This is a genomic window from Gemmatimonadota bacterium, from assembly GCA_016714015.1.
Taxonomy (GTDB): domain Bacteria; phylum Gemmatimonadota; class Gemmatimonadetes; order Gemmatimonadales; family Gemmatimonadaceae; genus Pseudogemmatithrix.
In genome coordinates, this window is sequence record JADJNZ010000013.1 from 1 (window position 1) to 22,983 (window position 22,983).

Genomic DNA, 22,983 nt, shown 5'->3' on the forward strand with positions numbered 1-22,983 from the left:
CGCGCGTCGCGCCCGTCACCGCTTGGGAGCATCGGCAGCCGCTGGCGAGCGGACCGCCCACGAACGCACAGGCCTGATCGCGCTGTCGTCGTTCCGGTCGTCCATTTGGGCGGCCGGGTCCTCCTCCCGCTTCCCAATCCATGTCTCTCCGACGCCCTCTCGGGCGCGCGTCCGCGCGCGCCCTGTCGCTGCTCGCGCTCCTCGTCCTCCTCCTCCCACTGCACCTCGCGGCCCAGACCACCGGTGGCGTTCGCGGTACGGTCACAGCCTCCGACGGCCGGCCGGTCGCCGGCGCCTGGATCGCGCTCGACGGCGCTGATCCGGTCGCGCAGACCGGCGTCGATGGTCGCTACGCCGTCAACGGGATCGCCGTCGGCGCCCATCGCCTCGAAGTGCGCCGCAGTGGCTTCGTCAGTCGCACGGCGTCCGTCACCGTGACCGCCGGCCAGGAGACCGTCGTCGATGTCGCGATGGACGCGGCGTCCCTCTCCGCCGTGACCGTCATCGGCACGTCGAGTGATCTCGACGAGACCCGTGAGGCGTTGCGGCTCACGCCGGGCGCGACCGCGCTCGTCACCGCGCAGGAACTCCGGCGCACGCGCCAGGCGAACCTGAAGGACGTGCTCGGCTTCGTGCCGGGCGTCTACGTGCAGCCGCGCTTCGGCGCGGCCGACGAGTCGCAGATCTCCATCCGCGGGTCCGGCCTGCGCAACAACTTCCATGCGCGCGGCGTGAACCTGCTCGTGAACGGCATGCCCTATCGCAATGCCGACGGATTCACCGACTTCGAGTCGCTCGAACTCCTCACCACCGACGCGATCGCGGTGCACAAGGGCGCGAACGCGCTGCGGTTCGGCGGCTCCACCCTCGGTGGCGCGATCGACCTGCAGACCAAGACCGGTCACACCGCGCCGCGCACGGCCGCGTTCGCCGAGGGCGGATCGTTCGGGTACCTGAAGACGCAGGTCGAGGGCGGCGGCGCGAGCGACGGCAAGGACTTCTACGCGAGCTACGCGCGCACCGCGATCGGCGGATTCCGCGACTGGTCGGGGCAGTCGCGGGACCGGATCAACCTGCACGCCGGCCTCACGCCCTCGGAGCGGTCGAGCCTGCGCGCCTTCTACTTCTTCGCCCGAGTGGACGAGGAACTGCCCGGCAGCCTCACCGCCGCCGAGCTCGCCGCGACGCCGGATGTGGCGACCGCGGCGAACCGCACCGACCGGTGGGGCCGCGCCTATGACCTCCACCACGTGGGCGTGCAGTACCGGGTGCAGCTCACCCCGACGCAGCGGCTCGACATCGCACCCTACATGCAGTACCGCGACATCGACCACCCGATCTTCGAGGTGATCAACCAGCAGAGTCAGGACTTCGGCGCCGAGTTCCGATACGAGAACACCGCCGCGATGGGCGCGCGGGCGAACCGCTTCACGCTCGGCTTCCAGCCGGCGACGGAGTCGATGCGGAACCGCCAGTATGTGAACGTCGTGGGCGAACACGGCGCGCTCACGCGCGACGAGCAGGACAAGGCGACCAACCTCGCGGTGTACGCGGAGAACGCGCTCTCGGTGACGCCGCGCCTGACGCTCGTCGCCGGCGTGCGCATGGAGCGCGCGACCCGCACGGTGGAGGACGACTTCGTCTCGAACGGCGACCAGTCCGACGAACGCACCTTCACCCCCGTCTCGCCGCGCATCGGGGCGATCTACCGGCGCGACTCGGGCACGCAGTGGTACGCGAACGCGAGCCGCACGGTCGAACCGCCGATCTTCGTCGAGCTCACGAGCTTCGGTGGTGTGGGCGGGTTCCTGCCGCTCGACGCGCAGTCGGCGTGGCAGTACGAGATCGGCGTGCGCGGCCGTCGCGGTGCGCTCACGTGGGACGTGGCGGCGTACGACGTGGAGCTCACCGATGAGTTGGTGAACATCAACGTCCCGCCGTTCGTCGGCGCGCCCTTCACGGTCCCGTCGTACCGCAACGTCGATGCGACGCGGCATCGCGGCGTGGAGGCGGCGGTGCAGTGGCAGGTGGCCGATCGCAGCACGCTCCGCCTCGGCTACACCTGGTCGGACTTCACCTACGTGACCGATTCGGCGTTCGCGGGCAATCGCCTGCCGGGCGCGCCGGAGCACCATCTCGTCGCCGACCTGCGGATCCGGTTCGGTGCCGCCTTCAGCGTGACGCCGGCCGTGGAGTGGGTGCCGTCGTCGTACTTCGTGAACAGCGCGAACACCGTCGAGAACGACGCGTGGATGACCGTCGGGCTGCGCGCCGAGTACCTGGTGCCGTCGCTCGGGCTCACCGTGTTCGTGTCGGGGCAGAACCTCACCGACGAGATCTACTCCGCCGCGGTCACGGTGGATGACGGCAATGGGCGGTTCTTCCAGCCGGCCGACCGTCGCGCGATCTACGCTGGCCTGCGCTGGACCCGCTGATGAGATGCCTCCGTTCGTTCCGCGCGGCCGCCCTCGTCGGCCTGCTCTGCTCGTGTGAGTCCGCCGCGGATGTCGCGTGGGAAGGGGCGGAGGCGCTCACGGCCACGGCGGACATCGGGGCAGCCCCGATGTTCGCCGTCGCCGCCGACGGTCGCGAGGCCGTCGCGTGGGTGGTGGACGATTCGACCTCGGGCCGCGGTGGCCTCTTCGTGCGCGTGGACAGCGCGCCCCCCACGCGGGTGGTGGACCCGCTCGGCCCGATCACGCCGCACGGCGAGGCGCCGCCCAAGCTCGCGTGGGCGACCGACGGCGCGCTGCACGTGCTCTATGTGCTGCAACGCGAGCTCCCCGGCGCCGAGTGGCCGGTGGCCGCGCTGCGCGAAGCCCGTTCCACCGATGGCGGCCGCACCTGGGACGCACCGGTGACGGTGACCGACGATACGCTCGTGTTCGGGTCGCACAACTTCCATGCGTTCCACGCGAGCGCCGACGGCGCGCTCATCGCCGCCTGGCTCGACGGCCGCAGCGGCACCTCGGCGGCGTATCTCGCGCGCTCGCTCGATGGCGGGACGCGCTGGCTGCGCAACCTCGCGCTCAGCCCGCGCGAAGCCTGTCCCTGCTGCCGCACGGCGATCGCCTCGCGTCCGTCGGGCCGGGTGTGGATCGCGTGGCGCGAGGTGCTGCCGGGGAACGTGCGCGACGTGGTCGTCGCGCGCTCGACCGACGGCGGCGCGACCTTCTCGCCGCCGGAGCGGGTGCACGCGGACGACTGGGTGTTCGACGCCTGTCCGCACGCCGGCCCGGCGCTGGTCGCCGATGCGGGTGATCGCGTGCATGTGGCGTGGTGGACCGGCAAGGAGGGCCGCGCTGGCGTGTGGTATGCGCGTTCGGACGACGGCGCGCGCTTCGGTCCCCCGGTGTCGCTCGACGACGAGGCGGGCACGCGCGCGTCGCACGTGCAGCTCGCGGTCGATGGCGAGATCGTGGTGGCGACGTGGGACCGGACGGAGGGCGGCGTGCCCGCCGTGCTGATGCGGGTTTCGCGCGATGGCGGGCGCCGGTTCGGCGCGGTGCAGCGCGTGAGCACGGCCGCGCGCTCGGCGGGATTCCCGACGGTCGCGCTGGCGAACGGGAGCGTGTCGGTCGCGTGGACCGAGAGCGCTGGAGCGGACGCGGCGCATGGGGAGCATGGGGCGCCGGCGGTGGCGGTGCCGTCGGTCGTGATGCTGAGGCGAGGACGGATCGACTGAGCGGGGGGTCGTGCGAAGGAGCGAGGAGCGAGGGGAAGGAGCGAGGACTCTAGGGGAAGGGGGAGGGCCGAGGGGAAGGGTCGAGCGGAAGGAGCCCTTCCGCTCGCACTTTCACTTGCGCCCTCCCCCTTTCCCTCGCCCCTCGATATTTCCCCTCGCTCCTCGCTCCTTCGCCCGGACCGACGGTCAGCGCACCCTGGCCCTGATCTCCGCCGTGAAGTGCTGCACGATCACGATCCGTTCCTGCGCCGCGACTCCAGCCCCCGACCCCACGAAGCGCGTGAACAGGAATCGCTGCCCGTCCGCGCTCACGTCGAAGAACGCGGTGGTGGTCGGAAAGTACGGTACGATCGAGAAGAGCTTCTTGGGTGTGCCGGTCGTGAAGGCGGTCCCGGGGACCACATCCACGGCCCAGAGCCACGGCAAGTCATTCTCGTCCCGTTGGAAATAGAACAGCTCACGCCCCGATCGCGACCAGCGCGGCGTATATGCCAGATTCGTCGACACCTGCCGCTTGGCCACCTTGGTGTCCGGGAACGGGCGCACGTACACCTGATACGTCCCGGTCTCGTCCGAGGCGTACGCCAGCCAACGACCGTCGGGGGAGAGCGCGTCGACCTGCTGCGTGCCGGGATCCTGCACGAGCGGCACCTCCGCGGTGTCGCCCGAGGTGCGCCGGCCGAAGATGTCGCCGTTCCGGCCGTAGATCACCCATTGGCCATCGGGCGAGAGCTGCGGCGACGCGCCTCGGCCCGGGATGCTCGACGGGAGCACGCTCCCATCGGCAGGGACCGTCTGCAGTGGCCCGCCGCCGGGCGTGCCGAACAGCAGGGATCTCCCATCGGGTGTCCATGACGGCGTGACACCGAGATTCGCCACTCGTGTCGCCGGGCCGCGGTCGAGCTGCTTCACCCAGATCTGCGCGCCCGACGCCCCACCGACGGTCACGGCCGCCGCGCGCTCGTCAGGCGAGAGCACGGGGCGTCCCGTCATCACACCAGACCACGAGGAGTCCACGGCGCGAGCGACGCCGTCGCGGCTGACCCATACCAGCTCCCGATTCGCGTTCTGCGCCGAGCCCGCGACGTAGGCCAGCGAACCATCGCGTGACGCGGAGATGGTGATCTTGTCGGAGCTGCCGACGGCGACGCCGTCGCCGACAAGCACGGCCTCGCCGGAGAGGCGAAGTCCGCGGAGGTCGAACGGCGCCGCCATCAGCATCCCCTCCTGCGTGACGTAGAGCAGGTGACCGCTCTCCATGTAGGTCGCACTCACGCCGGGGACGACGATGGTGTGGGTCCCCGTGCGGGTGTCCAGCACCGCGATCTCCCACAGGAGTCCCGTCGCGACCGCCTTCCGGCTGCGTATCAGCACACCACGGCCACCCGGAAGCGCACTCGGCATGTTGTGGAAGGTCTCGCCGCGGCTCGAGTCGGGTCGTGACGCGATCTCGGGTGATCCCCCGGTCTCCTTGATCCGCGCGATGCCGTCGCCCTCGAGGTGACCGTCGTAATAGATGTAGCCGTCGGTCCCCCATGAGACGCCGCCGTTGTCCACCAGGGAGTCCGTGAGGGTGAGGACCGGCCCTCCCGCGAGCGGCACGACCTTGAGGGCGCGCGGGCTCGACGCCGTGAGGAAGGCGATGCGTGTGCCGTCGGGCGACACCGACGGATTGACCGCACTCTCGGTGCCGGCCAGCGGCGTGGCGTCGAGCCGATCGAGCGGGCGCACCCAGAGGCGCCGCTCCGCGTTCTCGCCGGCGACGTAGACGAGCGTACGGCCATCCGGCGTCAGAGTGGCCAACGTGCCGTTCGCGCCCCTGGTCAGCGCTTGGCTTTCGGGCAGGAGCAGCGGGAAACGCGTCACGCGCGGCTCGGGTGCCGGACGCATCAGCGCCCAGCCCGCGATCGCGGTAGCCAGGACCGCGACGGCCCCCAGCGCGATGAGCGCGCGCGGGCTCGCACCACGCACCCCCGCCGCCGGCGCGCCCGCCTCGATCATCGCCGTGCTGGTGAACCCGCGCTGGGCCAGTGCGTCGGCGAACGCCTTGGCGCTCTCGAACCGGTCGGCCGGCAGCTTCTCGAGCGCCTGCGCGACGGCGGCCGCGACGTTGGGCGGCACGTTCTTGCGCACCTTCGTCACCGGCGCCGCGGGCTCGGTGATGATCCGCATGATGATCTGCTGCGCGGTGGAGCCGGTGTGCGGCGGATCGCCGGTGAGCATCTCGTAGAGCACCGACGCCAGCGAGTAGATGTCCGCGCGCCCGGTGATGTCCTTGTCGGCGGTGGCCTGCTCGGGGCTCATGTAGTGCGGCGTGCCGAGGCTCAATCCCGTCTCGGTCATCCGCCCGCCGGCCGCCGCGCTCACGGCGAGCGCGATGCCGAAGTCGGCCACCATGGGGCGGCCGTCGTGCATGAGGATGTTCTCGGGCTTGATGTCGCGATGGATCACGCCGTGGCGATGCGCATAGTCGAGCGCGTCGGCCACCTGCGTGGTGATCCGCACCGCCTCCTCCACGCCGAGCTGCTTCTCGCGGTCGAGCGTCGCGCGGAGCGTCTCGCCCTCGATGAAGGGCATCACGTAGTAGAGGAACCCGTCGGCGGTGCCGCTGTCGAAGAGCGGCAGGATGTGCGGGTGCTGCAGCGCGGCGGTGGTCTTGATCTCGACCACGAACCGGTCGGCGCCGAGGACGGCGGCGAGCTCGGGCTTGAGGACCTTGATCGCGACGCGGCGGTCGTGCTTGAGGTCGGCGGCGAGGTAGACGGTGGCCATGCCGCCCTGGCCGAGTTCGCGCTCGAGGCGATAGCGGTCGGCGAGGGCCGCGGCGAGGCGGGGCGGGAATGACATGGGCGGAAGTTGCCTCCGCAGCGCCGGGGATGCCGGCGAAGGAGCGAGGAGCGAGGGGAAGGAGCGAGGACTTGAGGGGAAGGGGGAGGGCCGAGGGGAAGGGTCGAGCGGAAGCGAACCTTTCCTCTCTCACTTTCGGTTCAGCCCTCCCCCTTTCCCTCGCCCCTCGATATTTCCCCTCGCTCCTCGCTCCTTCGCCCGGCCCGCCGCCGGCCGCGCGACGTGTATCTTAGAGCCGCATGTCACCCCCGATCCCCGCGCGGCGCGTACCCGCCATCTGGATGCCGATCCTCGGCGTGCTCGTTGGGCTCCTGCTCCTCGGCCGCGCCTGGTCGATCGACCGCGATCTCGGGCGGATGCCGATGCGCGTGTCGTCGTTGCCGCTGCTCGAGCGGCCCTTCGACACGAGCCTCGTGATGCCACGGAGCGGGCGCTTCCAGCTCGTGCACGACTTCGCGATCCCGCCGGGCAACGTGCGTGGGCCGTTGCGCGAGGGCGGGCCGTTCCTCGAGTTCGACGGCACGATCGGGGGACGCCGGTGGTCCACGACGGAGCCCGGATCCACGGGGGACTACGCCAGCAGCGGTGCGTCGGCGGGGTTCATCCTCGGCACGATGGAGGCGAAGCGTGGCGACACGCTGCGGTTGACCGTGCGCGCGTTGCCGACGCTCGCCGCGTGGGCGACGTACTCGCCGCGGCTCGAGCTGCGGCGCGACCATCTGGAGACGATGTACGCGCCGTTGTGGCGTGATCTCGGCGTGCTGGCGGGGCTGGTGTTGATCGCGCTGAGCGTATGGAGGGTGAGGCGGCGACCTGGAGTGGACTGACGAAGGAGCGAGGAGCGAGGGGAAGGAGCGAGGACTTGAGGGGAAGGGGGAGGGCCGAGGGGAAGGGTCGAGCGGAAGGAGCCCTTCCTCTCGCACTTTCACTTGAGCTCTCCCCCTTTGCCTCGCCCCTCGATATTTCCCCTCGCTCCTCGCTCCTTCGCACCGCCCCGGCGCGCTAGCGTGGCTCGGCCAGCCTCCGCCGCACTTCCCGCGCCCAGTTGCTCACCAGCACGCCCCGCGCATCGCCGCTCGTCGGCCGCAGGATCACGAACTGCTTCCCGTCCGGCGTCACGTCATACGACGGATGCGTGGGATCGGCGACCTGCAGGTCGGCCAAGGCCACGCGGCGCGAGGTGACGCGCACGTCGGGGTCGAAGGTGAGCGACGCGGCGACGATGCCGCCCGGGCCGCGATAGTAGAGCGTGCGGCCGCTGGCGTCGAAGAGCGGCTCGCTGCCGCCCGCGTCGCTCACCTGCACGCGCGGGCCGTCGCCGGGGAAGGGGCGGAGGTAGATCTCGGCGCGGCCGCTCACGTCGGACTGGTAGGCGAGCCACTTCCCGTCGCGCGAGAGGCGCGGCATGATCTCCGAGCTCGGGCCCACCGCCATGGGGCGAAAGGTGCGGTCGCCGGCAGACTTCCTCGCGCAGTTCGCGAATGCGCGCGCGGCGCTGCAGCAGGTGACGACGGAGCGGACGGTGCAGCGCGGGGCGCACAAGTCGGCGCGGGCGATCATGCCGGTGCAGCTGGTGCGCGGGCGTCGCGCGGTGGAGCGGATGGACGCGATCGTGCGGGCGAGCTACGCCCGCGAACCGGGGGTGCTGGCGGCCTGGCGCAGCGCGAAGCGGGTGCAGCGTGCGCCGGGGGGTGCGAGGCCTCGCGCGGAGCAGGGGGCGCCGGTGCCCGAGCCGCAGGTGCAGCAGGAGGCGCAGCCGGTGACGCGGGCGGCGGCGTAGGACCAAGCTGAGGAAGTAGGCTGAAGGTGGGAAGATGAAAAGGGGGCCACCGGCGGACGCGTCGGTGGCCCCTCTTCGTTCCACGTTGAGTTCTGCGTCCATCCCGATCCCGCCTCGCTCTACCGGCCCTGGCTCGCCTCGAGGCGCAGTCGGAGTGCCCGTACCTGCTCGAGCAGCGGCTGCACCCCCGCGATCGAAGCGCCGTAGTCGAACGCCACGGTCTTCGCGCGACCTGACCCCACCATCGTCAGCGTCTCCGCGCCGCCGTCCGCGCAATCCGGGCAGCCCATCCTCTCGGGCAGCGTGTCGAACGCCGCCGCGGCCGCGGCCGCCGCCGTAGCGATCTCCTGCCATTCCTGCGCTGAGAGCGGCGTCGTGACGCGTTGGAGCGGAAGCTCAGTCCCTGCGCCGCGCCCGTACGACTCACGGATCAGGACGGCTTCCGTCGCGGTGATCACGAGCGTCGTCTTGCAGTACCCGACGCACATCCCGAACGAGGTCGTCGACGTGACTTTCGTCAGCGCGGACGGCTCCGTCGAGAGGCTCTGGCACGCCGCCAATAGCGACATGGCCAGGACGGCCGAGACGAGACGCGGGAGTGAGTGCACGCTGCGAGCTCCGAAGTGCGTTCGATTGGTGGTCATCCGTTCCGTCATGCGACCTCTGCAACAACTACCCCGCCAAGGCCGGCCAGCGCACACTGCGCCACCGCACGACAGTCGCTCGTGGGGGGCAGTCATCATCCAGCGCGGAGGCATGCTGCAGGAACGAGGAACGAGCGCGGCCGCTCGTGGCGCCTCACCAAGTGTTGCCGCAGTTGGTGCTGGCATGACCACACATCATCACCGCGCGCGAGACGCTGACGGCGGCGCCGAGCGAGCCGCCGCGAATGCGTGGTAAGCGGACGGTCCCGACTCGGCTTGGCGGGCTCCGCTGGTCGGCCGGGGGTGGGGCGAAGCGGAACGTGCGTCGGGACTTGCGGGCACGCCGTCCGGAGGGGCTATTGTTGGGCTCCACTCAGGAGCTGGCGGCGAGCAAGGCGCTGTGCAGCCCTGTCGAAGACTCGGTGTGCCGAACTCATCCTCTCGCGGAATGACTGACTCACTTGTTGTGCGTTCGGCCTGGAGGGGGCGGGGGGTCGGTGGCGGTCGACCGTGACCGCTTCAGCGTGGCTGGATGCGGGGCGACCGTCTGCTGTTTCGGTGCGGGCCGGGTTGGTGTCCGACAGCCGCGCTGGGGTATCGGTTGGGCGGCCGAGGATAGTTCGACCGAGGGAGTGGCCGAGGAGTGTCCAATTGCCGTCTGTCCGTTCGTCATCGCGGGTCGCTCGGATCCACCGACGGCACTCACAAGGAGAAGTCATGCCGAAGTATCTGTGCTTGCAGCGCAAGGTCGAGGGTGGAAACGCCGAGCGTCCGTCGCCGGCGAAGATGCAGGAGATGTACGCGCAGTTCGGCGCCTGGCAGCAGAAGTTCAAGCAGAACCTGGTGGACATGGGCGGGAGGCTCGGCGAAGGGAGACTCACCACTGCGGACCCGGCGCCGGACGGACCGTTCGTCGAGATCAAGGAGCTGGTCGGCGGCTACATGATCGTCTCGGCGGAGAGCCTGGATCAGGCGATCGAAGTGGCGCGAGAGTGCCCGGGGCTCGTGGGTCCGGGCTCCGGCGTTGAAGTCATCGAGATACGCACGCCTTGAGCGAACCACGCCAGCTGGCCGATCACTTCTTTCGTCACGAGTACGGCCGGCTGGTCGCCATGCTGACGCGCCGGACAGGCGCGCAGCACATCGAGGCAGTCGAGGACGCCGTTCAGGCGGCCTTGATGTCCGCTCTTGAATCGTGGACGGTGGCGGGTGTGCCGGACAACCCGACAGCGTGGCTCTATCGTGTCGCGCGCAACGGCCTCTGGGACGATCTGCGCCAGCGAACGCGCCACCGTCGCCTCATGGAGGAGAACGCGACCGAAGTGGTCGCCGCGCTGGAACAGGGGCCGGAGCCCCTGCTCGCCGACGATGTGCAGGACGACTTGCTCCGCATGCTGTTCGTCTGTTGCGACGATGCGATCCCGGCGGAATCGCAGATCGTCCTGGCCCTGAAGGTCCTGTGCGGCTTTGAAGTGCGGGAGATCGCGGCTCGGTTGTTCACCAGCGAAGCCAATGTCTACAAACGCCTCGGTCGAGCGCGCGAGCGCTTGCGAGCGCGGCCGCCGTCCACGGACGAGTTCACGAGTGAGCAGTACGCGTCGCGTCTCGCTGGCGTGCGCACGATACTCTATCTCATCTTCACGGAGGGCTACCTTTCCTCGCACGCGGACACGGCCATCCGTCGTGAGCTCTGCGCTGAAGCGATACGGCTGACCGACATCCTCGCGAATCACCCGATCGGCCAGTCTCCCGAGACGTCGGCGCTGCTTGCGCTGCTGCATCTTCATGCGGCTCGGCTCACGGCTCGCCAGGACGGCGCTGGTGGCCTGCTCCTGCTCGAGGAACAGGACCGGGCCCTCTGGGATGCCGGGGAGATCGAGGTCGGCCTTTCGTGGCTGGCCAAGTCCGCGTCGGGCGATGTCTTCACGCGGTACCATGCCGAGGCGGCGATCGCGGCGGAGCATTGCCTGGCCCCTGCTTTCCACGAGACGCGTTGGGACAAAGTGGTCGAGTACTACGAGCTCCTGGAGCAGGTCGCGCCGTCCGCACTCCATCGACTGAACCGCGCTGTAGCGGTCGCGGAACTGCACGGACCGGCGCGAGGACTCGCCGTGCTCGATGGCTTTCACCCTCCGACCTGGCTGGCGGGTTCGTACATGTGGATGGCGGTCCTCGCCGACCTGCATCGACGCATCCGGAGACGCCGATGCGGCGAGCGGGTACCGGGAGATGGCGTGCCAGTTGGCTCCGACCGCGGCAGTGAAGCAGGTCCTGGAGCGTCGACTCCGGATCGATCGTGAGGTGGCAGGTCAGCGCCGACCAGCAGGAGCTCCGTGATGACGCGTGCGAAGAGGGGCGATGCGGCCGCGCTGCCGCTAACTTGAGTCCCATGCGCTCCCACACTCGCAGCGTCCTCGTCGTCCTCGCTTTCGTGCCGGCCTCGCTCGTTGCCCAAGAGGCGCCGCGAGCGTTCGAGCGCGTCACGCTCCTCGAGCCCGCTGGCGCGACCTCGGCCGGCGTCAGCGTCGGCGACATCGATCGCGACGGCGATCCCGACCTCGTCCTCGCGAAGGGCCGACACTGGCCGCTGCAGGATCTCGTGCTGCGCAACGACGGACGCGGGAACTTCTCGGCGGCGCCACTGCGTGAGGAGGCCGACCGCACCTACTCCGCCGCGCTCGCGGACCTCGACGGCGACGGCGACCTCGACATCGTGTCGAGCAACGACCGGCCCGATCGCAAACTCGTCTACCTGAACGACGGCACCGGGCACTTCACCGTGGCGAGCGAGTTCGGCGCGCCGGAGTGGTCGACGCGCTACGTGACCGTGGCCGATCTCAACGGGGATGCGCGTCCGGACCTCATCGTCGCGAATCGCGGCGGGGCGGCGCCGCCGGGGCGGCCGAGCTTCGTCTGCATGAACGACGGGAGCGGCGCCTTCCCGTCGTGCGCGCCGCTCCCCACGAGCTCGGCGACGATCATCGTCGCGGCCGACCTCGATCGCGATGGCGCGGTGGACCTCTTCGTGCCGCATCGCGACCGCGGCCGGAGTCTCGTGCTCTGGAACGATGGCCGCGGCGGTTTCGGTGCGCCCGTCGTGATGGGGCCGGAGCACTCGAGCATCCGAGCTGCGACGGTCGGTGACGTCGACGGCGATGGCGTGACCGATCTCGTCGTCGGCGACATGGAGACCGGCGTCTTCGTGCACTTCGGGCTCGGCGGGCGTCGCTTCGGCGAGGCGGTCGCGATCGACGCGGGGCGCGTGGTGCCCGGTGCGGTGGCGGTCGCGGACCTCGATCGCGACGGGCGGGCGGACATCGTCATCGGCAACGACGAGCTGCCAGGGGTGGTGCTGTTCGGTCGCGGCGAGGGGCGGTCGCTGCGGTTCGCGCGCGCGTCGTGGAACGACGGACTGGGTTCGGTCTACGCCGTCGCGGTCGCGGATCTCGACGGCGACGGCTGGCCGGACATCGCGGCGGCGCGCTCCGACGCGCCCAACGCGATCTGGTTCAGCGGTCCCGCTGCGGCGGCGCCTTCGCGTCGCTAGTCGGGGACCACCGCGCTGCACTTGATCTCGACGCGCGCCGCGGGGCGTGGGAGCGCGGTCACAGCGAGGGTCGCGCGGGCGGGTGCGGCAGTGGGGAAGAACGCGATGTATGCGGCGTTCATCGCGGCGTAGTCCTTCATGTCGACGAGGAAGACGGTGCACTCGGTGACCTGCGCCATCGTCGCGCCGGCGGCGTGCAGCAGGGTGCGGATGTTCTCGAGCGTCTGCCGCGTCTGCGGTCCCACGCCGCCGTCGATGATCTCCTGCGTGCCGGGCCTGATGCCGGTCATGCCCGACACGAACACCTGACCGCCCGCGCGGATCGCCTCGGAGTACGCGGGCACCAGCGGTGCGATGCCGGCGACCGAGACGACGGTGTGCGGTGCAGCGGTGGCGCGCGACGGGATGACGATCGGCTCGAACCAGGTGGGCGTGATGAACTTGGTCGCGGGTGATGCGGTGGCGACCTCCTGCTGGAAGAGCCGGCGATCGGCGAGCGCTGCGGGAGAAGGATCGGGGTCGCCGTAGGCGTCGGCGTGGCTCGGGAGGACGACCGCGGGATTCCCGAGCGCGCGCATGAGGCGGCCGGTGTAGTCGTGGATCTCGAGCCGCTGGCTGTTGGAGCCGATGAGGGCGATGTCGGGGCGGAGTCCCTGCATCTCGCGCTCGATGTAGTTCATCGAGCCCATTATGAGCACCTCATGGCCGGCCATCCGCAGGATGTAGGCGAGGTTGCCGCCCTCCTGGTAGTCCACGCGACGGAGCGGCGCGCGCAGCCCGCGCGGAGCCTTGCCGGCGATGCCGCGCCCGTTGTTGTAGTAGCGCTTGTCGTCGAGGGCGCTGTGGATGTTGGGGACCACGCGCAGCGAGAAGTCGCCGAAGTCGTAGTCCTCGCCGCCGATCACGGTGATGAGCGACGAATCGGGGACATCATAGGCGCGCGCGAGGTTCGCCGCGGTCTCGTGTCCGACGATGACCGCGCCGGTGCGCCGCGCGATGTAGCCGGCGTCGAGGGCATGGTCGGAGTGGCCGTGCGTGATGAGGATGTAGTCGGCGCGGCTGACATGCGCGTTGATGAAGGCGGTGTCCGGCACGTAGAGCGCGCCGGGCGCGACGTCCGCACCGCCGGGGCGCCAACGACGGAACTGGGTGAGGAACGGATCGACGAGCACCACGCGGCGACCATCGGTGATCTCCCACCCGGCGTTGCCGAGGTAGGTGAGGCGGATCTCGCCGGGGCGGAGCGGCGCGGGGGCGGACTGCGCGGGGGCGGCGCTGGCGGCGGCGAGGAAGGCGATACCCGCCAGGGACGATGCGAGGGCGAGGCGTGTGCGGCGTGACATCGGGGCTCCGTTCGGGGACAGGGGAACCTACGCGTCGCGGGCGAACCGGTCATCTCCTGGGGGCGCGTCACGCGCCCGCAGCTTGACGCCTCCGGTTTCCCCTGACAGCGTTGGGGGCGCCGGATTCCCTCGGCGCGCCCGCCCCGAGGTCGCCCCCGCATGACGCCAGCATCCATAAGAGGGCCGTGGCAGCGCCGCGCACGCGCGGTGGCCACGCTGGCGGCCGCGGGATTGGCCTTCTCGTTCCTCGCCTGCGGAGGCGACGGGCCGACCGCGGTCCCCGAACTCGACCTCGCGCAGTCGACGCTCTTCGTCGCCGCGGGTCCCTACGTGGCGGGCCAGACCTACACGGCGACGCTCACGGCGCGCAACGCCAAGGGCGAGCCCTTCACCGACCCGATCTCGGCGACGCTCAGCCTCGTGAACGGCACGAGCGGCGGCACCTTCTCGGCGATCACGTCCAGCGGCACCGGGACGTACTCCTCGACGCTCACCGCGGTCACGGCGGGGACGCCGTCGCAGGTGCGCGCGGTGGTCGCGGGCGAAGGCGAGCTGACTTCGGCGCAGTCGATCACGATCGTGCCGGGGCCCGCGTCGGCGGCGGCGTCGCTGGTCGTCGCCTCGCTCACGTCGGTGCCGGTGGGTGGCGCCGCGACGGTCACGGTGACGGCGCGCGATGCGAACAACAACGTGCGCACGAGCGGCGGTGACGCGGTGGTGATGGGGCTGGGCGCGACGGCGCCCGGCGGCGGGCAGCTCGGCGACGGCACGCTCTCGGCGGTGACGGACCAGGGCAACGGCACCTACACGGCGACCTTCACCGGCACGCGCTGGGGCGTGCGGGCGATCACCGCGTCGATCAACGGCGCGGCGCTCACGGGATCGCTGCCCGCGATCACCGTGCAGATGCCGCCGCCCGCGACGGCGCAGTCCACGATCGTGCTCGGCCGCACGTCGCTCGCGGCGGGCGATACCACGACGGCGCTCCTCGAACTGCGCGACCCGCAGGGGAACCGCGTCACGTGGACCGGCGTGACGGTGACCTTCACGAAGGGCACGGGCACGAGCGACGGGACCTTCGGCGCGGTCGTCGATCGCGGCGACGGGACCTACGCCTCGCTCTTCACGGCGACGACGCCGGGGAGCGCGCGGGCGATCGGCGCGACGATCAGCGGCGCGGCGGTGACGTCGCCCTCGCCGTCGGTGACGGTGAGCCCCGGCGCGCTCTCGCTGCTGCGATCGGCGGTGACGGTCGGGGCGGACACGCTCGCGGCCGGTGCGCAGACGACGCTCACGCTCACGGCGCGCGACGGGCTCGGCAACTCGCTCGGCGCGGGCGGGCTCGTGGTGGTGTTCACGAAGGGCGCGGGCACGAGCGACGGCACGATCGGCGCGGTGACGGACCACGGGAACGGGACCTACTCGGCGTCGTTCACGGCGACGACGAGCGGGACGGCGCGGAGCATCGGCGCGACAGTCGGGGGCGCGCCCGTCACCAGCGCGTCACCGACCATCACGGTGCGGGCGGGGGCGCTGTCACTGGCGACCACGACGCTGACGGCAGGGGCGACGGCGCTCGTGTCGGGGGCGCAGACCACGCTCACGGTGACGGCGCGCGACTCGCTGGGGAACGCGATCACGACGGGCGGCGCGACGGTCGCGCTGGTGAAGGGCACCGGAACGAGTGACGGCACGCTGGACGCGGTGGCGGACCAGGGCGACGGCACCTACGTCGCGACCTTCACGGGGACGACGGCCGGCACCGCCCGCGCGATCTCGGCGACGGTCGGCGGTGCGGCGCTCACGTCGCCGACCATCACGATTACGGTGACGCCCGGCGAAGCGGCGGTCGCGACCTCCACGCTCTCGCTCTCGCGGTCCACGCTCCTCATCGGCGACACGGCGACGCTCGAGCTCACCGCTCGCGACGCGGCAGGGAATCTCGTGGGCGCAGGCGGCGCGGCCGTGGCGTTCACCAAGGGGGCGGGGACCTCCGACGGCACGATCGGCGCGGTCGCCGACCTCGGTGACGGACGCTACCGCGCGACCTTCACCGCGGTGACGGCGGGGAGCGCGCGCACGATCGGCGCGACGATCGGTGGCGTGGCGCTCGCGACGCCCTCGGTGTCGGTGACGGTGAGCAGCGTTCCGCCGTCGCTCGCGCTCTCGTCGGTGACGGTGGGCGCCCCGACGGTGACGTCCGGAGCGACGACGACGCTCACGCTCACGGTGCGGGACAGCGCCGGCGCGGTGATCCCGTCGGGCGGACGCACGGTGGCGTTCACGCTCGGTGACGGGACGAGCACCGGGACCATCGGCCCGGTGACGGACCAGGGCGACGGGACCTATTCCGCCACCTTCACGGGGGTGCTCGCCGGCTCGCCGCGGGCGATCGGGGCGACGATCGATGACGCCGCGGTGACGGCCATCGCTCCGACGATCACGGTGACGCCGGGCGCGGCCTCGGTCGTGACGTCCACGCTCGCGGTGGGGGCGGTGACGCTCGCGTCCGGCGCGGTGACGGAGGTGACGCTCACCACGCGCGACGCGGCCGGCAACGCGCTCACGAGCGGCGGACTCGCGGTGACGTTCACGCTCGGCGGCGGTTCCGCGGGCGGGACCTTCTCCGCGGTGACGGACCAGGGCGACGGGACCTACCGCGCGACCTTCACCGCGACGGTCGCGGGCAGTGCGCGCACGATCGGCGCGACGATCGGCGGTGTGGCGCTGACCTCCGCGCTGCCGACGATCACCGTGACCGCGGGTGCGGCATCGCTGACGCGGTCGCGCGTGCAGGTCGGGACCGACACGCTCGCGTCGGGGGATTCGACGACGCTCTCGCTCGTGCTGCGGGATGCCGCCGGCAATGCCCTCGGCGCCGGTGGACTCACCGTCGCCTTCGTGAAGGGTGACGGCACGAGCGACGGCGTGATCGGGGCGGTGACGGACGTAGGGGACGGAACGTACACGGCCTTCTTCCGCGCGACGACGGCGGGCACGGCGCGGGCGATCGGCGCGACGATCGGTGGCGAGGCGATCGCGCCGGACACCGTCGCGGGCGTCACGGTGCGCGCGGGTGCGATCTCGCCGGAGACGTCCACGCTCACGATTGGTTCCGACACGGTGATCGCGGGCGATACGACGTCGCTCGTGCTCACGGCGCGGGATGCGGCGGGAAATCTGCTCGGCGCGGGCGGGGCGACGGTGGTGTTCACGAAGGGGAGCGGAACGGCGGACGGCACGATCTCGGCGGTGACCGATGTTGGGGATGGGACGTATCGGGCGGTGTTCACCGCGTTGACGACCGGGGCTCCGCGGGCGATCGGCGTCACGATCGGTGGTGTGGCGGGGACGATGGCAGCGCCCACGCTGGTGGTGCGGCCGGGCCGGTTCTCGTTCGCGCGGTCGGAGATGGTTCCATTGCGCGACACCCTCCTCGCGGGCGATTCGCTCGTGGTCTCCTACGTGACGCGCGACAGCTTGGGGAATCGGCTCGAAGCCGGTGGCCTCGAGATCCGGTGGAACTTCCTTACTTCGCCGCCGACCCCGGATTCGCGTCAGTGCCTGTACGCGTGGCCGCGCCAGATGCTGGATCGGGGCGACGGGACGTACGGGCAGAACACGTTCGTTCCGCTCACGCTCTACGAGGCCAGTACCTATCGGTTGTACGTGTGGGTGGCTGGCGAGCCAGGGTTCGACGCCGAGTGCACGGCGCTCGATGCGCAACGAGCTGTGGTCGTCCTGCCGGGGCCCGCCGCGGCCGCCCAGTCGGCGATCGAGGCCGCGCCTGTGGCGATCGGCGTGGGTGCGACGTCGACGGTGACCGTTCTCGCCCGCGATGCCTATGGCAACCGGACGCGATCTGGTGGGGACACCGTGACGATAGTCGCGGACACCGGCACGTCGGCGGGGGTATTGTCACCGGTCACCGACCGAGGCGACGGGACCTACACCGCCGCTTTCACGGGGACCGTTGCCGGCACGCCCCGCTTCTTCCGCGCGAGCATCAACGGGAGTCCGCTCGAGAACTTCGCGGTGGCAAGCGTCGTCGTGCTGTCGCCGGACCCGGACATGGCGATCGCGACTGACAGCGTCGGTCTCCTCGCGCAGCTTGGTGGCGCGAGCCCCCCGGTGCTGGTGGCGGTCGCGAATGCGGGAACCGGCGCGATCACTGGTCTGACCACCTCACAGACGCACGTCTCGGGGCCGAACAGCTGCGCGACGCGCGCGTGGCTGAACACGCCGACGTTCGACAAGGGCGGCGTGGCCGACCCGGTGTCCGTCATGACGCTCGTGGCGAACGCGACGGGACTGGAGCTCGGCGTGTGCGTGCGACGCCTCATCGTATCGTCGAACTTGCCCGCGGTGCAGCCCGAGACGCTCCTCGTCTCGCTCGACGTGGGTCGTAATCCGGTCGCAACCGGCCTCGTGAACGTCGTCATGATGGGCAACGCCTCGTCCAACACGGTGCAAACGATCACGCCGACGCCGGTCCTGCGGATCGACAACGGCGGGCGCGGGACCGTGGGCAACCTGACGGCGACCATCGTCTCGCAGACAGGGGTCGCGGAGTGCACAGACTCCCTGATCCCGGCCACCTGTGTCCCTTGGCTCGCGCCCGGCGACCTCGTCTTCAGCTCACCGACGCTCCCGTCGACGCTCTCCATCGTGTCGCAGGTGCGGCCGTTCACCGCGGGCGCGCGCGTACGTGTGGCCGGAACAGGGATGCCTGCGCGCGACTTCGATATCAATGTCGTGTTCAACGTGCTCCCAGAGCTCGTGACGAACCCGCGCGCGGCGATGTTTCGCGTTCGCCGCGAGGCGACCGAGGGAGCGAACGGTACCTACATCCGGAGCTTCTCGGACACACTGCTCGCATTCAACCAGAACATCGCGCATCCCGGCCTTACGAACTACCGGCTGGATCCATCGAGACCGCTTCCATACGACTGGACCGTGAGCGTGACACCGTTCGGGAACTCGGCCCGGATCGTGATCACGGCGGACGCATACTTCCTTTCGTTCCCGAACGATACGGTGGTCACGAGCGCAGACGAGTGGAGCTACCGATGGTCCGACTCGTTGGGGACCGGATGTTGCCGAACCGCCACAGGAGGGATCAGGCTCCTCGCCGACTGTACCGACCCTGATGACTGCTTCGACTTCGGCGCTGACTCAGTCGTGCCGAAGTCGTTCGAGATCCCGTGGACCGTCAGCGTGTCTCGTGGCCTCGCGCTGCCCTACCGGACGCTCGAAGTCGCGGCGCGAGACACGTCACCGATCACCGTCGACGTGCCGATAACGAACCTCGGTGCGGGGGCGATCACAGGGCTCAACGCCTCCGGACTCGACAACGCGTCGGATTGGGTCAGCGGCGAGTTCCTCGGAGGCACGACCGCTGCCCCTGCGGTGTTGCGACTCACGATCCGCCCGGCGCTCGCGCCGCCCATCCCGACGTCCAGTCGGGAACTGGAGATAGGGGGCGTCTCGACCGTGTTCACCGGCCGGAACTCGAACTTGGAGTCCGTCCGCTTGTTGCTCATCCTCCACCGCCGATTCCCATGACGATGCGCTCACGCAGCGGTCTACTTCGATCACACGCGGGACTCGCGCTCCTCGCAATACTTTGGTTCGCGCCCGCCCCGCTCGCCGCCCAGGTGAAGCTCGAGGTGACCCCGCAGTTCGCCTCGTACTACGCCACCAACTACCTCACCTACGAGAGCGACAGCGACCTCGAGCGACAGGAAGCCGGCCCGGGCATCGGCGCCGCGCTGACGTGGCGATTCACGAACATCTGGGCGCTCGAGGGCCAGGCGACCTACGTGAAGAGCGGCGTCGTGGTGAAGTGCACCGGCTGCATCAACTTCGAGCCGCCCACCGACGGGAGCCTGCTCATGGTGAACGCGCGCGTGCTCTTCCAGCCGCGCCGCACCAACCTCTTCTTCGCGCTCGGCGCCGGCACCGCGCGGCGCGGGGGCGAGGCGTTCGACGTGCCTGGCATCGACGACAAGGTCGATGTGGCGGGGATCGTCGGCGTCGGGATCCGCACGCGCGTCACGCCGGAGTGGGGCTTCCGGCTCGGCGTGGAGATGCACGTCTACACGACCGACCCTGACGAGGGGAACGCCTACTACCAGAAACGCCAGCAGCGCGACGTGCTCGTCACCATCGGCGTGCCGTTCGCGATCATCGGGCGCTGAGCAGGCCGCTCAGGGTCCGCTGCGCGGTCCCACCTTGATCGCCGTCGGCACGAGCGTCATCGCCCCCGCGGTGCCGGCGGCGCCGGTCCCCACCTGGCCGCGGCTGTTGGCGCCCCAGCACATCACGACGTCGGTGCGGGTGATGCCGCAGGTGTGCGCCGCGCCGGTGGAGACCTTCTTCCATTGCGTCCCGCGCGCGATGATCACCGGGATCTCGCGGCGCTGGCGGCTGCCGTCGCCGAGCTGACCGGAGCCGTTCTCGCCCCAGCAGGCGAGGAGGCGCGTGTTGGTGATGCCGCAGGTGTGCCGCGCGCCGGCGGCGAGCTGCGTGAAGACGAGGTCGGTCGCGACGGAGTCGGGGACGTCGCGGCTGTCGTGCGTCTCGTTGCCGAGCTGGCCGTTGCGGTTCTCGCCCCAGCACCAGGCGCGGCCGCTGGTGGTGAGGCCGCAAGTATGGAGCTCGCCGGTGACGACGGAGCGGAAGGGCAGGGCGGTGCGCACGGGGAACGGTTCGCGCTGGTTGTCCTGGATGGCGTTGCCGATCTGCCCGGAGAAGCCATCGCCCCAACAGTAGACCTTGCTGGCGCGGACGCCGCAGGTGTGCGAGCCGCCGGCGCTCAGTGACTGGAAGGCCTCGCGGCCGCGCACGAGCACGGGGCGATTGCGATTGGTGATGGAGTTGTCGCCGAGCTGGCCGGCCTTGTTGGTGCCCCAGCACCAGGCGCTGCCGTCGGCGCCGAGTGCGCAGGTGTGCGAGGCGCCGACGCTGATGTCGGTGAAGCGCACGGTGGAGCGGACGAGCGTGGGTGTGGCGCGAGTGGTGGTGGATCCGTCGCCGAGCTGTCCCTGGGAGTTGTCGCCCCAGCAGTAGGCGGCGCCTTCGGCGGTGAGGCCGCAGAGGTGTCCGCCGCCGACGGCGAGTTCGGTGAAGTAGACGTCGGCGAGGGTGGTGCCGGCGGGGGCGGTGCCGCCCCAGCAGAGGACGCGATCGCCGGAGGACATGGAGGCGCAGGTCTCGCTGCCGCCGGCGCTCACTTCGATGGCGGGGTTGCCGGCGGGGGCGGGGTCGGGGTCGGGGTCAGGGGTCCTCGTCGTGTTCTCGGGGGTCGTCGGCGTCGTGCCCGGCTGTGTCGCGGGCGCGGTCTTCGACTCGGCGGCGTCCTGCGCGCCGGACTGCGCGGGTCCGGTGCCGGGTCCGGCGGGGGCCGTCTGGGGACGTGGTCCGTTCGCGCCTGCGTCGGTCGCAGTCGCGGTCTTCGTGCCGCGCGGATCAGCCTGCGCCTTCGCTTGGGTGCCGTCGCCAGGCCCTGGTGGGGCGAGGTAGACCGGACCGGAAGGTCCTTGCTGTCGGGATGTGTCCACTCGGATCGCGTCGGTCGACCCCCCGAGCTGCGAGCCGTTGCCGAGTGTCGTGCCGGTATCCCCGCTCAGCGCGCCGGTGTCCAGCGGCGTGGCGACGCTCGGCTCGCGCGGGCCGAGCACGCCCTGCTGCCAGAGCCCGAAGATCGCGATGGCCGCGACGGTCCCGGCGATGGTGATGATCCGTCCACGGCCGCCTGACGTGGTGCCCGTGCCCGCGACGACGCCGGCGCTCGCGCCACTCGCCGCGCCGGTGGCCACCCCCGTGACCGTCACCGGCACCTCGACCTCGACGCCCTCGCAGGTCGCGACGAGCGTCGTCCGCCCGGCGCTGCGCGCCGTCACCACTCCATCCGCGTCGACCGTCGCGATGCGCTCGTCGCCCGATCGCCACGCGGTCGCGCGGCGGGCGAGCTGCTTGCCGGTGTCGTTGACGGGGGTCGCCGAGAGGCGCAGGGTCGAGCCCGCGACCATGCTCGTGGCGGCGGGGGAGACGGTGAGGCGCGCGACCTTGCCGGACGGCGTGACGCTGCGGCCCGCCGAGAGGACGCGTTCGCCCGAGGCGGCCTCGGTGACCTCGAGGCCGGCGCTGGAGACGGCGGCGAGCGTCATGAGCTGCGTGCGGACGGCGGCGGCCGCCTCGCCCACGGGGAGCGCCGCGAGGGCCGACACGACATCGTCGAGCGATCCGAAGCGCGCCGGCGGTTCCTTCTCGAGCATCCGCGCGACGATGCGCGCGATGGCCTCGGGGCAGTCGGGGCGCAGCTCGGTGATGGGCGGCGGCACCTCGTTGAGGTGCGACCAGAGCATCGCCGGGATCGTCTCGGCCGAGAACGGTGAGCGCCCGGTGAGGAGCTCATAGGCGACAACGCCGAGGGAGTACTGGTCGGACTGGCCGCTGACCTCCTGGCCCGCCCACTGCTCGGGGCTCATGTAGGCGGCGGTGCCGATGATGAGGCCGGTGCCGGTGAGCTTCTCCGCGCGCGCGACCTTGGCGATGCCGAAGTCGGCGACGACGGCCCACCCCTCCTCGTCGAGCATGATGTTCGCCGGCTTCACGTCGCGATGCACGACGCCGTTCCGGTGCGCGAAGGCGAGGGCGCTCCCCGCCTGCTGGAGGATGGTCTGCACGAGGGCGATCGGCAGGGGCCCCGCGGTCTCGAGGACGCGCTCGAGGGAGCGGCCCTTGATGAACTTCATGACGAAGTACTGCAGTCCGTCGGCGGCCTTCACGGCGTAGACGGGGACGATGTTGGGATGGTTGAGCTTGGCGACGGTGCGGGCTTCGCGGCGGAAACGCTCGATCTCGCCGGAGGTGGTGGCGTCGTCGCGGTCGGCCTGCGCGGTGAGGACCTTGATGGCGACGTCGCGGTCGAGCTCGACGTCGCGGGCGAGGAAGACGGCGGCGAAGCCGCCGCGGCCGAGTTCGCGGGTGATCTCGTAGGCGCCGGTGGTGGCGTCGCGGAGGCGTTGGAGGAGCGGGTCGGAAGCCGGGGCGGTCACGGGGGCGAAGTTATCGCCGGGGTGCGGGGGGCGGCAATGTGATGGGGGCTGCGAGAGTTCGCTTCGCTGAACCCG

Annotated in this window: 13 protein-coding genes and 1 pseudogene; 9 read left to right on the forward strand and 5 right to left on the reverse strand. The window is 71.0% G+C overall.

Features of this window, described 5'->3' with window-relative positions:
- Nucleotides 1–140 precede the first annotated feature (140 nt).
- Nucleotides 141–2,435 carry a TonB-dependent receptor gene (locus IPJ78_19155; GenBank protein MBK7908648.1) on the forward strand — a complete coding sequence of 765 codons (2,295 nt, stop codon included), beginning with the start codon at nucleotides 141–143 and terminating at the stop codon, nucleotides 2,433–2,435.
- Nucleotides 2,435–3,685 carry an exo-alpha-sialidase gene (locus IPJ78_19160; protein MBK7908649.1) on the forward strand — a complete coding sequence of 417 codons (1,251 nt, stop codon included), beginning with the start codon at nucleotides 2,435–2,437 and terminating at the stop codon, nucleotides 3,683–3,685. Before IPJ78_19155 ends, IPJ78_19160 begins: the two co-directional genes overlap by 1 nt.
- A 186-nt stretch (nucleotides 3,686–3,871) precedes the next feature.
- Here IPJ78_19160 and IPJ78_19165 read toward each other — a convergent pair whose 3' ends face one another.
- Nucleotides 3,872–6,532 carry a serine/threonine-protein kinase gene (locus IPJ78_19165; protein ID MBK7908650.1) on the reverse strand — a complete coding sequence of 887 codons (2,661 nt, stop codon included), beginning with the start codon at nucleotides 6,530–6,532 and terminating at the stop codon, nucleotides 3,872–3,874.
- Nucleotides 6,533–6,771: 239 nt separating this feature from the next.
- Here IPJ78_19165 and IPJ78_19170 point away from each other — a divergent pair, with 239 nt between their 5' ends.
- The gene (locus IPJ78_19170) at nucleotides 6,772–7,359 is read left to right on the forward strand and encodes a hypothetical protein (GenBank protein MBK7908651.1); all 588 of its coding nucleotides are present in this window, start codon (nucleotides 6,772–6,774) and stop codon (nucleotides 7,357–7,359) included.
- 175 nt (nucleotides 7,360–7,534) lie between these two features.
- On the opposite strand, the gene IPJ78_19175 is transcribed toward IPJ78_19170, so the two are convergent.
- Nucleotides 7,535–7,939, reverse strand: coding sequence for a PD40 domain-containing protein (locus tag IPJ78_19175; protein ID MBK7908652.1), 405 nt, complete (start codon nucleotides 7,937–7,939; stop codon nucleotides 7,535–7,537).
- Between IPJ78_19175 and IPJ78_19180 the strand changes: the two genes are divergently transcribed.
- Nucleotides 7,938–8,312 carry a hypothetical protein gene (locus IPJ78_19180; GenBank protein ID MBK7908653.1) on the forward strand — a complete coding sequence of 125 codons (375 nt, stop codon included), beginning with the start codon at nucleotides 7,938–7,940 and terminating at the stop codon, nucleotides 8,310–8,312. The two genes, IPJ78_19175 and IPJ78_19180, sit on opposite strands and share 2 nt — an antisense overlap.
- Before the next feature lie 119 nt (nucleotides 8,313–8,431).
- On the opposite strand, the gene IPJ78_19185 is transcribed toward IPJ78_19180, so the two are convergent.
- Nucleotides 8,432–8,920 carry a hypothetical protein gene (locus IPJ78_19185; protein MBK7908654.1) on the reverse strand — a complete coding sequence of 163 codons (489 nt, stop codon included), beginning with the start codon at nucleotides 8,918–8,920 and terminating at the stop codon, nucleotides 8,432–8,434.
- A 753-nt stretch (nucleotides 8,921–9,673) separates the two neighbouring features.
- Between IPJ78_19185 and IPJ78_19190 the strand changes: the two genes are divergently transcribed.
- The 3 genes and pseudogenes from IPJ78_19190 (at nucleotide 9,674) to IPJ78_19200 (ending at nucleotide 12,503) form a co-directional block, all read left to right on the forward strand.
- Nucleotides 9,674–10,009: a hypothetical protein gene (locus IPJ78_19190; protein ID MBK7908655.1), complete on the forward strand. Its 336-nt coding sequence runs from the start codon at nucleotides 9,674–9,676 to the stop codon at nucleotides 10,007–10,009.
- Nucleotides 10,006–11,293, forward strand: a pseudogene (locus tag IPJ78_19195) (sigma-70 family RNA polymerase sigma factor). Before IPJ78_19190 ends, IPJ78_19195 begins: the two are co-directional and overlap by 4 nt.
- A 52-nt stretch (nucleotides 11,294–11,345) precedes the next feature.
- Nucleotides 11,346–12,503, forward strand: a complete 1,158-nt coding sequence (locus IPJ78_19200; GenBank protein ID MBK7908656.1) for a VCBS repeat-containing protein — start codon at nucleotides 11,346–11,348, stop codon at nucleotides 12,501–12,503.
- Here IPJ78_19200 and IPJ78_19205 read toward each other — a convergent pair.
- Complete coding sequence (locus IPJ78_19205) at nucleotides 12,500–13,846, reverse strand: MBL fold metallo-hydrolase (GenBank protein MBK7908657.1); 1,347 nt, start codon at nucleotides 13,844–13,846, stop codon at nucleotides 12,500–12,502. The two genes, IPJ78_19200 and IPJ78_19205, sit on opposite strands and share 4 nt — an antisense overlap.
- A gap of 159 nt (nucleotides 13,847–14,005) precedes the next feature.
- On the opposite strand from IPJ78_19205, the gene IPJ78_19210 reads away from it, so the two are divergent.
- Both IPJ78_19210 and IPJ78_19215 read left to right on the forward strand, forming a co-directional pair.
- Nucleotides 14,006–19,411: a hypothetical protein gene (locus IPJ78_19210; GenBank protein ID MBK7908658.1), complete on the forward strand. Its 5,406-nt coding sequence runs from the start codon at nucleotides 14,006–14,008 to the stop codon at nucleotides 19,409–19,411.
- Nucleotides 19,408–20,046 carry a porin family protein gene (locus IPJ78_19215; GenBank protein MBK7908659.1) on the forward strand — a complete coding sequence of 213 codons (639 nt, stop codon included), beginning with the start codon at nucleotides 19,408–19,410 and terminating at the stop codon, nucleotides 20,044–20,046. The genes IPJ78_19210 and IPJ78_19215 overlap by 4 nt, the downstream gene beginning before the upstream one ends.
- Before the next feature lie 9 nt (nucleotides 20,047–20,055).
- On the opposite strand, the gene IPJ78_19220 is transcribed toward IPJ78_19215, so the two are convergent.
- On the reverse strand, nucleotides 20,056–22,908 hold the full coding sequence (locus IPJ78_19220) for a protein kinase (protein ID MBK7908660.1): 2,853 nt from the start codon (nucleotides 22,906–22,908) through the stop codon (nucleotides 20,056–20,058).
- Between the last annotated feature and the right edge of the window lie 75 nt (nucleotides 22,909–22,983).

What these genes read in the sequence shown, in the direction of transcription:
- IPJ78_19155 (MBK7908648.1), top strand. Translation starts at nt 141, where the DNA reads ATGTCTCTCCGACGCCCTCTCGGGCGCGCGTCCGCGCGCGCCCTGTCG.
- IPJ78_19160 (MBK7908649.1), top strand. Translation starts at nt 2,435, where the DNA reads ATGAGATGCCTCCGTTCGTTCCGCGCGGCCGCCCTCGTCGGCCTGCTC.
- IPJ78_19165 (MBK7908650.1), bottom strand. Translation starts at nt 6,532, where the DNA reads ATGTCATTCCCGCCCCGCCTCGCCGCGGCCCTCGCCGACCGCTATCGC.
- IPJ78_19170 (MBK7908651.1), top strand. Translation starts at nt 6,772, where the DNA reads ATGTCACCCCCGATCCCCGCGCGGCGCGTACCCGCCATCTGGATGCCG.
- IPJ78_19180 (MBK7908653.1), top strand. Translation starts at nt 7,938, where the DNA reads ATGATCTCCGAGCTCGGGCCCACCGCCATGGGGCGAAAGGTGCGGTCG.
- IPJ78_19175 (MBK7908652.1), bottom strand. Translation starts at nt 7,939, where the DNA reads ATGCCGCGCCTCTCGCGCGACGGGAAGTGGCTCGCCTACCAGTCCGAC.
- IPJ78_19190 (MBK7908655.1), top strand. Translation starts at nt 9,674, where the DNA reads ATGCCGAAGTATCTGTGCTTGCAGCGCAAGGTCGAGGGTGGAAACGCC.
- IPJ78_19200 (MBK7908656.1), top strand. Translation starts at nt 11,346, where the DNA reads ATGCGCTCCCACACTCGCAGCGTCCTCGTCGTCCTCGCTTTCGTGCCG.
- IPJ78_19205 (MBK7908657.1), bottom strand. Translation starts at nt 13,846, where the DNA reads ATGTCACGCCGCACACGCCTCGCCCTCGCATCGTCCCTGGCGGGTATC.
- IPJ78_19210 (MBK7908658.1), top strand. Translation starts at nt 14,006, where the DNA reads ATGACGCCAGCATCCATAAGAGGGCCGTGGCAGCGCCGCGCACGCGCG.
- IPJ78_19215 (MBK7908659.1), top strand. Translation starts at nt 19,408, where the DNA reads ATGACGATGCGCTCACGCAGCGGTCTACTTCGATCACACGCGGGACTC.